Raw genomic sequence first — 13485 nt, 5'->3', positions numbered from 1 at the left:
AAGTTCCTTATATTTGAATAAAAAATGACTTTATCCATACATTGCCACTTTTTTCAAAGCATAAACCGATACCCAATACCGGTTTCAGTAATAAAATGGCGAGGCCGGGCCGGATCCTGTTCCAGTTTTTGTCGCAGATGCCCCATATAATTACGCAAATAGTTGCTGTGTTCGATCGCGTTTAGACCCTACATCTGCCGGATGCGGCATAAATAACGAACTATTTGCCAACAAACAGAAAGGGCGATCATTCAATCGCCCTTTTTTACTTTGTTTTATTAACCGTGTTTATTTTTCAGTTCAAAGCGTGGTGATACCAGACCATACAGTGTCCAACCAAGGAAGGTCACGATGGAACCGTACAGCATGGCTTCTTCCCCGGATGAGTACAGCGCATAGAAACTGTACATCGCGCCAACAAAAGCAACAAAGTTTGCAACTTTCGCTTTTGAGGGGGGCACATTAGCGACCTTCTGAATAATGACTAATGCCGCCATTGACAGAATATACGGAATGATATTGGTCACCACGGCCAGGTTAACCAGCACGTTGAACTGACTGTTTAGCGACGGGCTAATCGTCATCAGCGCCAACCCGCTCTGGATAATCACAATGGTCAACATTCCCTGCACCGGTGCATCCACTTTGGTTACACGGGAGAAAATTTTAGGGAAGTAGCCTTCATCAGATGAAGATTTAAACACCTGGGCAATGGTGAACTGCCAGCCAAGTAGCGAACCGCAGCAGGACATCACCATCAGCGCCATAATGACTTTACCCACTTCCGGCGTGAACATCTGCGCGAAGGCCAGACCAAATGGTGCCGTTGAATTTGCCAGCTCCATATTTGGCACAATCCCGGCAATCACGTTGGTGGAGACGATATAAATCACCGCCGCACCTAACGTACCGCCGAGTACCGCGATTGGCACATTACGTTCCGGGTTTTCCACTACATCAGTATTTGCACACGCAGACTCCAGACCAAGAAAAGCCCACAGCGTCATAGCGATGGAAGAACCTACCGCACTGAAGAACGGTGCATGATGCGGATTCCAGGAATCAACGTACAGCGTCGGGCTAAACCAGAACCAGCCAATAATGCACAGACCGACGACCGGAATAATGACCCCCCACACGGTAATGCTACTGATTTGCCCGGTAATGCGCGCACCACCAAAGTTAGCCACGGTACAAATCCACAGCACCCCGATGGTCGCAAGACCAATCTGCACTGGCGACAAACTCGCGCCGAGCAGTTCGGTGCCGTAACCAACCGCCGAAATAGCAATCGCGACGTTAGCAATCAGCAGTGAGACGCCGTAGGTATAGTTCGCCATAAAGTTACCGGATTTACCGAAAGCATACTCGGCATAACCGCCCATACCGCCTGATTTACGGCTGAACATACCGCATTTTGCGAATGCCCATGCCAGTGCCATTGAGCCTACGGCTGTCACCAGCCAGGAGATAATTGAGATTGTCCCGACTTCGGCAAGCTTTGTCGGCAGCATGATGATACCGGAGCCCATCATGTTGACCATCGTCAGTATGGTTAACTGAACGACGCCCATTTTGTTCGATTTAGCCTGACTCATAATTTTTCCCCTTTCAACAGGGTGCTTTGCGCATCACGAGGCTTGATGACATAGCACCAAACTTGCTTACGACCATCATGTTCTTCGATATAGACACCCTGCAGCTCCGGTGCAAAACCTGGCAGCAGGTTGATCCCTTCTTCCAGAGCGCTGAAGTAACGCAGAACAGCACCACCCCAGATTTCACCCGGAACAACACACAGCACACCCGGAGGATAAGGAAGCGCACCTTCGGCAGCGATACGGCCTTCTGCATCCGGCAGACGAACCAGTTCCACTTCACCGCGTAAATAGGCGTAGTTGGCTTCTTGCGGATTCATGCTGACGCGTGGGAAGTGCTCCTTACGGAACATCTCTTTTTGCAGTTGTTTCACGTTGTGGCGGGCATACAAATCATGCATTTCCTGACACAACTGACGCAGGGTATAACCGGCGTAGCGCTCTTCATGCTGTTTGTAGATGGAAGGTAGCACTTCTGCTAATGGCGCGTCGGACTCAAGCAGTTTTTCGAAGCGTACCAGCAGGGCAACAAGTTGCTGAAGTTTGGCCATATCTTCTGCCGGAGTCAGCAGGAAGAGGATGGAGTTAAGATCGCATTTTTCCGGCACTACGCCATTTTCGCGCAGGAAGTTAGCAAGAATCGTCGCGGGTACACCGAACGCTTCATATTCGCCGTTACGTGCATCAATACCTGGGGTTGTCAGCAACAGTTTGCATGGATCGACAAAGTATTGATTCTCTGCATAGCCTTCAAAAGAATGCCAGTGTTCCCCTGGTACAAACTGGAAGAAGCGCAGATCAACCGCAATTTGCGCTGTTTCATACGACTGCCAGGGTTTACCATCCACCAGTTCAGGTACGAACGGACGAATATGCTGACAGTTATCGAGGATCAGTTTGCGGGCATTAATGCCATTTACCACACAATCCATCCACATATTACGACCGCTGACACCTTCATGCATTTTGGCGTTGATATCCAGTGCGGCAAACAGCGGATAGAACGGGCTGGTGGAGGCGTGCATCATAAAGGCGTTGTTCATGCGTTTGTGCGGTACATAACGCTGTTGCCCTTTGATGTGGCTGTCTTTTTTATGAATTTGTGAAGTCTGAGAAAAACCAGCCTGTTGTTTATGCACAGATTGCGTAACCAGAATACCCGGATCGTTCTCATTAAGATCCAGCAACAGCGGCGAACAGTCCGCCATCATCGGAATAAACTGTTCATAGCCGACCCATGCTGAGTCAAACAGGATGTAGTCACACAGATGACCAATTTTATCCACCACTTGGCGGGCGTTATAAATCGTACCGTCGTAGGTGCCTAACTGAATCACAGCGAGGCGGAAAGGACGAGCCTCTTTTGCCCGCTGCGGTGCGACTTCCGCGATCAGCTCACGCAGGTAACTTTCTTCAAAACAGTGCGCATCAATGCCACCGATAAAGCCATACGGGTTACGTGCCGTTTCCAGATAAACCGGTGTTGCACCAGCCTGTAGCAACGCTCCGTGGTGGTTAGATTTGTGGTTATTGCGATCAAACAGCACCAGATCACCCGGTGTTAGCAGGGCGTTTAAAACCACTTTGTTAGAAGATGAAGTGCCATTTAAAACGAAGTAGGTTTTATCGGCATTAAACACTTTTGCCGCATGTTGCTGTGCAATGCATGGCGCGCCTTCGTGAATCAGCAGATCGCCCATCGCTACGTCGGCGTTGCACAAGTCGGCACGGAACAGCGCCTCACCAAAGTATTCCACAAACTGATTCCCCGCCGGATGGCGACGGAAAAATTCGCCGCCCTGATGACCAGGGCAATCAAACGCGCTGTTACCTTGATTGACATAATCGACCAGTGCGCGGAAGAAAGGTGGGCGCAGTTGAGTTTCATAATGGCTGGCAGCGGTTTCTAACTGGCGACCATAAAATTCTCGTCGCGATTCGCAATTCTCAAAGACACCCGAAATACGGGGCAAATACTCTGCGGGTACACGTTCTTGATTTTCAGTAGCAATAAATACCGGGATGCCATAACCCGTGGCATCGATTTCATCGAGTTTTCCGCATGTAACATCGTTGAGCGATAAAACTATTGCCGCCACATCGATATTACGACTTTCATTAATGTAGATACATTCTCGCTGCGTGGTAAAACAGTCCGGGCAAGAATCACTAACCGCAATTTTTAATTTTGACATTTTTCATCTCTTTATTTTAGGTAATAGCAGGTCCTCAATTTCTCGAATGAGAAATCGATCGTGCCGGAAAAAAGCAAAGTTACCCCGCTGATAAATAAATCAGGTAGATTGCTTTTTTCAGAATGCAGAAACCCTTACCAGTCAGGTGGCTGATAATACAAGGGTTAACAGAGAATGAGCACTGCGGAATACAGGCATATGCCTGTAATACAGAGAGTCAGGAAGACCTGTACGCTGAAGTGCCCTTAGTCGGTAGACTAACGGGCATTGAAGAAGTGAAAGTCGAAGCTATTGCGATGAGCAAACTTCATAATATGAGTTGTCCGCCTTATATGGGGCATAGTGCGGCTGTTATTTTCCATTTAATTTACCTTTCCTGATGTGAATGAAGGTGAAGATATTCTATCCAGGAAATACGGTTGAACTGTGAAGGTGATCAATAAAAAATGATCAATCTTAATTTATTTAATGATGAGCTTTTTACTCAGTAATATAAAATATTGAATTGTTATTTTTGTGTGTTGTTTAAGATAAAAAGCCGTATTTATTATTACGGCTTTAATTAATAAAAGGCAGGCTGTATTAAAATTAATATTCAAAGCATAAACCGATAGCCAATACCGGTTTCAGTAATGAAATGGCGTGGGCGGGCGGGATCCTGTTCCAGTTTTTGTCGCAGATGTCCCATATAAATACGCAAATAGTGACTGTGTTCGACCGCGTTTGGCCCCCACACCTGGTTAAGGAGCTGGCGCTGGGTGAGTACTTTTCCGGCATTGTTGAGCAGCACCGCCAGCAGGCGGAACTCAATTGGTGTGAGATGCACCTCTTCCTCACCCCGGTGAATCACGCGGGCGGCTAAATCGACGGTAACATCGGAAAATTTTACCAGCGGATCGGGCGCGGTGGTGGCAGAGTGGCGGCGTAATGCGACGCGCAGACGGGCCTGCAATTCGCCAATGCCAAACGGCTTACTCAGATAATCATCCGCTCCGGCATCCAGCGCGGCGATTTTGTCGCTCTCTTCGCTGCGTGCGGAAAGCACAATCACCGGCACCGCGCTCCACTGGCGCAGGTCGCGGATAAACTCAATCCCATCACCATCGGGCAGGCCGAGATCGAGAATAATCAAATCTGGCTTACGGGTTGCCGCTTCCAGCAAGCCGCGTTGCAGCGTTTCGGCCTCAAAGACGCGCATCCCGTCGCCCTCCAGCGCCGTGCGCAGAAAGCGACGAATAGCCTGTTCATCTTCAACAATCAGAACGTTTGTCACATATCCTCATGAAATTCTTCAAGTTCAGGGGCAGTTTGCTGGGGAAGTGTAACACGAAAACAGGCACCACCTTCCGGTCGGTTGAACGCGGTAATAGTGCCCCCGTGTACATCCACTATCGCCCGACAAATTGCCAGTCCAAGCCCTACCCCCGGTACTGCCGACTCTTTATTCCCGCGAGCAAACTTATCAAATATCGTCTGCTCCTGGCCTGGCGGAAGACCGGGGCCGTTATCCCAGACATCCAGTTGTAGATTTTCGCCCTCAACGTGGGCATCGATACCAATTTCGGCCTGCGCACCCGCATATTTCACCGCGTTCTCCAGCAGATTAATCAGCACCCGTTCAAAGAGTGGCCCGTCAACGTGGATTAAGGTCAGCGGTTCTGGCAGAGAAAGATTGATGGGCGACGATAAACCCGGTTCCAGCATTTGCAGCGCGCTGCCGACTACTTCTTCCAGCGTTAACCACTCTTTCTTCAAATTAAAGCCGCCGGACTGAATTCGCGCCATATCCAGTAGATTATTCACCAGTCGGGTAGTGTTCAGCACATGCTGACGGATCTCGCTGGCCTGGCGGGCGTGGGGTGATCCTTCGCTTGCCAGATCGAGCGTTAAGATTTCTGCCTGACCAAACAGCACCGTAAGCGGCGTGCGTAAATCATGCGAAAGCGCCGCCAGCAGGGCGTTGCGGATCTGTTCACGTTCGCTTGCCATCCGCGCCTGTTCTTCGCTGGCGGTTAGCGTCAGCCGCTCAAGGGCATTGGCGACTAACAGCGTAAACGTCTCCAGCAGGCGCTGCTGTTCCGGGATCATCAACTGGCGCAGATTCCCCGGCTCCACCACCACCAGCCCGTAGGTTTTCTCGCCGCTTTTTAGCGGCAAAATCTGGTACGGTACACCGGGTAACGTGTCGGTGCCCACGCCCGCAGGCAGGCCTTTATCAAAACTCCACTGCGCGATGGCATCGTCCCACGGCGTCATTCCTTGCGGATGTGTTAACGGCTGCAATTTACCGTTGTCATCGGGCAACAACACCTGACTGCGGGCATGAAACGTGGAGGCAATAAATTGTTCGCTGGTGGCAGAGATATCCTGCGGACTGCGGCCCACCGCCAGAGCTTTCGACATTTCATATAAGTGCCGTGTGCGTTGCTCGCGGTAACGGGCTACCCGCGCCTGATAACGCACGCCAGCAGTAAGGTTCCCGATCACCAGCCCGACGGTTAACATCACCGCGAAGGTCAGCAGATATTGCACATCAGAGACGGCGAGCGTGCCGCGTGGGGCGATAAAAAAGAGATCGAAACTCACTACATTAATGACGGTGGCAACCACTGAAGGCCAGCGTCCATAAAATAGCGCCACCACCACCACGCCAAGCAGATACAGCATCACCAGGTTGGCGGCATCAAACGCCATCAGCCACTGCATGGCAATTAAGGTGATAACGGCGCATAACGCGGCGGCAACCACGCATCCCTGAATTTGTACACGCCACTTGTCTTTAAAAGAGCGGTTATCCGGCGCGTTGTTAATCGTGCGGGCGGGTGGTTCATCAAGCGCGACCAGCACCTGATCGAGATCGGGGGCGATGCGCGCCAGTCGGTCAGCAAACGTTTCCCGACGCCACCAGCGGCGCGAGGCCGGGCGACCGAGAATAATCTTGCCGAGATTATGTTCACGGGCATAACGCACTACCGCTTTCTCTTCCGCTGGATCAGAAAGTGTTGCCGTCTCCGCGCCCAGTTCCTGCGCCAGACGTAAGGCGCTGAGAATTGCCCGACGTTTTTTTTCCGGTAAGCGGTGCAGGGCAGGGGTTTCAACATACACCGCGTGCCAGACGCTACCCAGCCGTGACGCCAGCCGCGCCGCTGCGCGGACCAGTTTTTCGCTGCCGGTGTTATGGCCGATGCATAAAAGGATCGCGTCGCGCGTGTGCCACACTTTCTCTTCGCCAGGATGCCCCCGCCAGGCGCGCATTTGCTCATCAACGCGATCGGCAGTACGGCGCAGTGCCAGTTCGCGCAGGGCGATCAGATTACCTTTGCGGAAAAAATGTTCAATGGCGCGCTCCGCCTGCCCGGCAATATAGACTTTGCCTTCTTTCAGCCGCTGGCGCAGATCGTCCGGGGGCAAGTCCACCAGCACCACGTCGTCGGCGGCATCGAAAAAAGGATCGGGCACGGTTTCCCGTACCTGAATTCCGGTGACGCCGCTGACCACATCATTCAGACTTTCCAGATGCTGAACGTTGACGGTAGTGAAAACATCAATGCCAGCTTCCAGCAGTTCTTCGATATCCTGCCAGCGTTTGGGATGACGGGAACCTGGCGCATTACTGTGCGCCAGTTCGTCCATTAAGATCAGCGCCGGGCGGCGGGCGAGGGCGGCATCGAGATCAAACTCGCTGATATGCCGCCCACGGTACGCCTGGCGTTTTAACGGCAGAACAGCCAGCCCTTCCAGCATGGCGGCGGTATCTTTTCGCCCGTGGGTTTCTACCACGCCAACCACAATATCCAGCCCTTGCGCCCGCAGTCGCTGGGCTTCTGCCAGCATCGCCCAGGTCTTCCCGACGCCTGCACAGGCACCGAAGAAAACTTTCAGCTTCCCCCGATGCGGCGCGGCAGTTTGTTCCAGCAGACGATCGGGGTCGGGACGTAAGGGTTCGTTATTCATCAAGTTTATCCAGCGCCAGATTGAGTTCAACAATGTTGACAACCGGCTGGCCGATATATTTCACCAGCGGTTGTTGGCTGTATTTTGCGATCAGTTGCGTGAGCTGTTCAACGCTGAGATTACGCGCTTTCGCCACGCGTGGGATTTGCCAGGCCGCCGCTTGCGGGGTGATATTATTGTCCAGCCCGCTTGCCGATGCCGTCACCAGTTCAACCGGAACGCTCGCGCTGGCATCCGGGTTAGCGGCCCGTAATGCAGCAACGCGTGCGGCTATTAGTTTATCCAGCTCAGGGTTACTGACCGCCAGATTGCTCCCGCCAGAAGCCTGTGGATTATAGGGCATTTCTGCCGTTGCCGACGGGCGACCATGAAAATAGCCGTTGCCGGTAAAATTCTGCCCGATTAATGCCGAACCGCGCACCGTATCACCTTCACGAATCAACGAACCATTGGCCTGCCAGGGAAACCACCATTGCCCCAGTACGGTGGTCAGCAGCGGGTAAACGCCGCCAGTAATCAATAACAGAAAGATAAATGTTGATAATGCCGGACGTAATCCACTCATGGTAAACCTCACACCAGACCGCAAACGGTCAGCAGTAAATCAATGACTTTGATACCGATAAACGGCACCAGCAGCCCACCCAGACCGTAAATCCATAAGTTACGGCGCAACATGGCAGAAGCGGTAAGCGGTTTATAACTCACGCCTTTTAACGCTAGGGGAATCAAAAAGACGATAATCAAGGCGTTGAAAATCACCGCACTGAGGATTGCGGAGTCGGGCGAATGCAGGCACATGATGTTCAGCGCATTTAACTGCGGATACGTTGCCGCGAATGCCGCCGGAATAATGGCGAAGTATTTCGCCACATCGTTGGCAATGCTGAAGGTGGTCAGCGAGCCACGGGTCATCAGCATCTGTTTGCCAATGTGCACCACCTCGATCAACTTGGTCGGGTTAGAGTCGAGATCGACCATATTGCCCGCCTCTTTCGCCGCCTGGGTGCCGGAGTTCATCGCCACCGCGACATCTGCCTGCGCCAGCGCCGGAGCATCGTTGGTGCCGTCGCCGGTCATCGCTACCAAACGACCTTCCGCCTGATACTGACGGATCAATGCCAGCTTGGCCTCCGGTGTCGCTTCGGCGAGAAAATCATCGACACCCGCTTCCGCAGCAATCGCGGCGGCAGTCAGACGGTTATCGCCGGTAATCATCACCGTTTTAATGCCCATTTTGCGCAGCTGGGCGAAGCGCTCTTTAATACCGCCTTTGACGATATCTTTCAGCGCAATAACGCCCAGCACACGAGAACCTTCCACCACCAGCGGCGTGGCTCCCTGACGCGCAACCTGATCGACTTTTTGATCAACATCGGTAGGGAAGTGACCACCGTTAGCCTCAACATGGCGACGAATGGCATCGACAGAACCTTTACGGATCATGCGGTTGTCGATGTTGATCCCGCTCATCCGGCTTTGCACAGTAAACGGTACAAAGGTGGCATGGAGCGACTGCACATCGCGCTCGCGCAGGTTAAAACGTTGCTTGGCGAGGATCACAATACTGCGGCCTTCCGGCGTTTCATCAGCCAGCGAAGCCAGTTGTGCGGCGTCAGCCAGCGTTTTTTCATCCACGCCCTGCGCGGGGATAAACTCCGACGCCTGACGGTTACCGAGTGTGATGGTGCCGGTTTTATCCAGTAGCAGAACGTCAACGTCACCTGCCGCTTCAACTGCACGTCCGCTGGTGGCAATCACATTCGCGCCCAGCATCCGGCTCATCCCGGCGACGCCGATCGCTGACAACAGGCCGCCAATAGTGGTTGGGATCAGACAGACCAGCAGCGCCACCAGTACCGTTACACTGACTGCATTACCGCCCCACGCAGAAAACGGCCACAGCGTGGCGGTTGCCAGTAAAAAGACGATAATCAGGGCAATCAGCAGGATGGTCAGGGCAATCTCGTTCGGCGTTTTACGTCGCTGTGCGCCTTCCACCATCGCGATCATCCGATCCAGAAATGTCTCGCCGGGGTTAACGCTACACTCAATCACCAGCCAGTCAGAAAGAATACGCGTGCCGCCGGTAACGGAGGCAAAATCGCCGCCGGATTCACGGATCACCGGTGCCGATTCCCCGGTGATGGCGCTTTCATCGACCGATGCACCCCCTTCAATAACTTCACCATCGCAGGGGATAATATCGCCAGCTTCTACCAGTACGATATCGCCTTTACGAAGTTGGTCGGCAGGAACTTTGTCCGCCGCAGCGCCATATTTCGGCTCACGCAGCTTGCGGGCAAAGGCAGTTTTTTTCACCCCTTTCAGACTGTTGGCCTGCGCTTTACTGCGGCCTTCTGCCAGCGCCTCGGCGAAATTAGCGAACAGTACGGTGATCCACAGCCAACCGCTAATGGCCGCGCTAAACAGCGCATTGCCGGGCATCGCACCGCTTGCCATCGCGATGCTAATACAGGTGGTCAGCAGACTGCCGATCCAGACGATAAACATCACCGGATTGCGCCATTGCGCCTGCGGGTTTAATTTTTTCACCGCTTCTTTCAGCGCCTGAACGACAAGTGTTGGTTCGAATAGCGCCAGTTGTTTACGACTCATATTCAGTGCTCACTCAATATCATCAGGAGAGATATTCCGCCACCGGACCAAGCGCCAGGGCAGGGATAAAGGTCAGTGCGCCAACCAGCAACACGGTGCCGATTAACAGGCCAACAAACAGCGGGCCGTGCGTTGGCAGCGTGCCGGAGCTGGCGGCTTGGCTCTTTTTACTCACCAGCGAACCGGCAATTGCCATCACCGGGATAATCACCCCGAAGCGACCGACAAACATGCAGAACGCCAGTAAACAGTTCCAGAACGGAGAGTTGGCGCTTAATCCGGCAAAGGCGCTGCCGTTGTTGTTAGCGGCGGATGACACGGCGTACAGCACTTCGCTAAAACCATGCGGGCCAGGGTTGAGCATGGCGCTACGTCCGGCGTCGGTCATCATCGCCAACGCCGCGCCCATCAGCACCAGCGTCGGGGTAACCAGAATTGCCAGTGCAGTCAGTTTCATCTCGCGTACGTCGATTTTTTTACCCAGATATTCCGGTGTACGACCAATCATCAGCCCGGCAATAAACACCGCCAGCAGGACAAACAGCATCATGCCGTAAAGACCAGAACCGACACCGCCGAACACCACTTCACCAATTTGCATCAGCCACATCGGCACCATGCCACCGAGAGCGGTAAACGAATCATGCATCGCAATCACCGCGCCACAGGAAGCCGCCGTCGTCACGACCGCAAACAGGCTACTGACCAGCACGCCGAAACGGCTCTCTTTACCTTCCATATTGATGCTGCTGTCCGTGCCCAGTGCCAGCAGATGAGGATTACCCTGAACTTCTGCCCACATCACCACGCCTACGCAGATGACAAAAATCACTGACATCGCCCACAGCAACATGCGCCCCTGGCGGCGATCGCCCGTCACTTCACCAAAGGCAAAGCACAGCGCCGTTGGGATCAAGAAGATCGCCAGCATCTGCACGAAGTTGGTCAGTGCGGTTGGGTTTTCAAACGGATGCGACGAGTTGGCATTAAAGAAGCCACCGCCGTTAGTACCGAGCATCTTGATCGCTTCCTGAGAAGCTACAGGCCCCATGGGTAACAGCTGTTGCGCTCCTTCAACGGTATTCACAGCCTGATAAGGCAGAAAGTTTTGCAGCGCACCTTGTTGAATAAAAAACAGTGCAATCAACAACGCCACAGGGACTAGCACCCATAACGTGATGCGTAGCAGATCGACCCAGGCATTCCCGAGCGTGCTCATGCTCTGGCGGGTAAACGCACGGATGAGGGCAAAAATCACCGCAATCCCGCTGGCGGCAGAAAGAAAGTTTTGCACCGTTAAGCCCGCCATCTGGCTGAAATAGCTCAACGTGGTTTCACCGCTATAAGATTGCCAGTTGGTATTGGTGACAAAGCTGACGGCGGTATTCAGCGCCAGATCCCACGACAGCCCTGGCAACTGCTGTGGATTAAGCGGCAGATAGTGCTGACCGAGCAACATAAAAAACAGCACCGCCAGCCCCAGCATGTTCAGGCCGAGAATGGCACAAAGATATTGCTTCCAGTTCATCTCACGGTCAGAGACGCCAAGTGCGCGAAAAAGTACGCGCTCAACGCCCGTTGTACCGGGAAGAGGAATGTCATTAATCAGCCGCGCCAGCCCGCTGCCTAAAGGACGCGCCAGCACCATTAACACCAGTAAAAACGTGGCGATCAGTAAGAACCCTTGCGCAGCCATCAGAACGCCTCCGCATTGATCAGGGCATAAACCAGATAACCCAGTAATAAAAACACCAGCAATACGCCGGTTATCACGCCTGCACTCACAGTGCACCTCCAGTGGCCTAAAAGTGATACCGGAAGGGTAGAATTCTGGCTGCAAAGATTTCGCAAAAATCTGCGGGCGGGGTGTAAAAAAAGTATAAAAATGGCAAAAGCCATGATTTAACTAATGTTTAGTATTAATTTAACTTTTGTGTAACTTAATTACAGGATGAATGTAAATAAACCATCAATAAGCAAAAATAAGTGGTCGGATGAGTAGTAAAATTACACAAAAGGCGGTACTATTTTCATCAGATAAACAAATTCATTTTTCCGGTGCCATTCACCGGGTAGATACAAAAGGGGGAGAAAAGTATGGAACTCTACAGAGAATATCCTGCATGGCTTATCTTTTTACGCCGTACTTATGCGGTTGCAGCGGGCGTTCTGGCGCTGCCTTTCATGCTTTTCTGGAAAGACCGCGCCCGCTTTTACAGCTACCTGCATCGCGTCTGGTCGAAAACCAGCGATAAACCGGTGTGGATGGATCAGGCCGAAAAGGCAACTGGTGATTTTTATTGATTGCTGAGTTTTGAATACATTGAAAACCGCCAGCGGAAACGCTGGCGGTTTTTTGTATCAGGAAGATGTTCAGAGGAATATTTAGACATCGTTATACCAATCGAAACATATATTCATGAAATATATATAAATATTTTCCTAATTGTTCTTATCTGACAGATATCTCACTTAAGGCTTTCTTATAAATCTGTAGGGTTTCGCCTGTCAGCAGACAAATAACCCGATAAAACAAGGATGAGCAGATGAGCGGAAAACCGGCTTTGACGGCCGCACACAGCGTTATCACCACGACCTGACCGGCAAACTTATCCGCAGCGAGGATGAGGGGCTGGTCACCCACTGGTACTATGACGAAGCAGACCGCCTCACGCACCGCACCGTGAATGGCGAAACCGCAGAGCGGTGGCAGTATGACGAACGCGGCTGGCTGACAGACATCAGCCATATCAGCGAAGGGCACCGGGTGACGGTGCATTACGGGTATGATGAGAAAGGCCGGCTGACCGGTGAGCGTCAGACGGTGCATCACCCGGAGACGGAAGCACTGCTCTGGCAGCATGAGACCAGACATGCGTACAACGCGCAGGGACTGGCGAACCGCTGTATACCGGACAGCCTGCCCGCCGTGGAATGGCTGGCCTACGGCAGCGGTTACCTGGCAGGCATGAAGCTCGGCGACACACCGCTGGTGGATTTCACCCGCGACCGCCTGCACCGGGAAACGCTGCGCAGCTTCGGCCGTTATGAACTCACCACCGCTTATACCCCTGCCGGGCAGTTACAGAGCCAGCACCTGAACAGCCTGCTGTCTGACC

The 13485-nt window shown here is 52.7% G+C and carries 10 protein-coding genes and 2 pseudogenes; 2 read left to right on the top strand and 10 right to left on the bottom strand.

The genetic code is table 11. The features are described from left to right. Positions 1–53 precede the first annotated feature (53 nt). From K0778_RS08795 to kdpF, 10 genes and pseudogenes are all read right to left on the bottom strand, one after another. A pseudogene (locus tag K0778_RS08795) lies at positions 54–188 on the bottom strand (winged helix-turn-helix domain-containing protein); the annotation flags it as partial. Between the two features lie 90 nt (positions 189–278). Beyond that, positions 279–1598 carry a putrescine-ornithine antiporter gene (gene potE, locus K0778_RS08790; protein WP_000075845.1) on the bottom strand — a complete coding sequence of 440 codons (1320 nt, stop codon included), beginning with the start codon at positions 1596–1598 and terminating at the stop codon, positions 279–281. After that, entirely contained in the window at positions 1595–3793 is a 2199-nt protein-coding gene (gene speF / locus K0778_RS08785; protein WP_000040192.1) for an ornithine decarboxylase SpeF, read from the bottom strand. Before speF ends, potE begins: the two co-directional genes overlap by 4 nt. 257 nt (positions 3794–4050) lie before the next feature. Continuing rightward, on the bottom strand, positions 4051–4155 hold the full coding sequence (locus K0778_RS08780; protein ID WP_211180488.1) for a leader peptide SpeFL: 105 nt from the start codon (positions 4153–4155) through the stop codon (positions 4051–4053). Positions 4156–4388: 233 nt separating this feature from the next. After that, positions 4389–5066, bottom strand: coding sequence for a two-component system response regulator KdpE (gene kdpE / locus K0778_RS08775; protein WP_000186076.1), 678 nt, complete (start codon positions 5064–5066; stop codon positions 4389–4391). Continuing rightward, positions 5063–7747: a two-component system sensor histidine kinase KdpD gene (kdpD, locus tag K0778_RS08770; RefSeq protein ID WP_153449069.1), complete on the bottom strand. Its 2685-nt coding sequence runs from the start codon at positions 7745–7747 to the stop codon at positions 5063–5065. The genes kdpE and kdpD overlap by 4 nt, the downstream gene beginning before the upstream one ends. Next, positions 7740–8312 (bottom strand): K(+)-transporting ATPase subunit C, encoded by a 573-nt coding sequence (kdpC, locus tag K0778_RS08765; RefSeq protein ID WP_001300431.1) that lies wholly within the window; start codon positions 8310–8312, stop codon positions 7740–7742. The genes kdpD and kdpC overlap by 8 nt, the downstream gene beginning before the upstream one ends. Positions 8313–8320: 8 nt before the next feature. Beyond that, positions 8321–10366, bottom strand: coding sequence for a potassium-transporting ATPase subunit KdpB (gene kdpB, locus K0778_RS08760; RefSeq protein ID WP_063084757.1), 2046 nt, complete (start codon positions 10364–10366; stop codon positions 8321–8323). Between the two features lie 22 nt (positions 10367–10388). Beyond that, entirely contained in the window at positions 10389–12062 is a 1674-nt protein-coding gene (kdpA, locus tag K0778_RS08755) for a potassium-transporting ATPase subunit KdpA (RefSeq protein ID WP_000741131.1), read from the bottom strand. After that, positions 12062–12151, bottom strand: coding sequence for a K(+)-transporting ATPase subunit F (kdpF, locus tag K0778_RS08750; protein ID WP_001272653.1), 90 nt, complete (start codon positions 12149–12151; stop codon positions 12062–12064). The genes kdpA and kdpF overlap by 1 nt, the downstream gene beginning before the upstream one ends. 312 nt (positions 12152–12463) lie before the next feature. Here kdpF and K0778_RS08745 point away from each other — a divergent pair, with 312 nt between their 5' ends. Both K0778_RS08745 and K0778_RS08740 read left to right on the top strand, forming a co-directional pair. Then, positions 12464–12670: a YbfA family protein gene (locus tag K0778_RS08745; protein ID WP_000424924.1), complete on the top strand. Its 207-nt coding sequence runs from the start codon at positions 12464–12466 to the stop codon at positions 12668–12670. Between the two features lie 247 nt (positions 12671–12917). Continuing rightward, positions 12918–13485, top strand: a pseudogene (locus tag K0778_RS08740) (RHS element protein); the annotation flags it as partial.

Source organism: Escherichia sp. XD33 (assembly GCF_019375075.1).
GTDB classification, from domain to species: Bacteria; Pseudomonadota; Gammaproteobacteria; order Enterobacterales; family Enterobacteriaceae; genus Enterobacter; species Enterobacter flexneri_A.
Note: the sequence above shows the minus strand (reverse complement) of the source record. Positions and strands in the feature narration are given on the sequence as shown.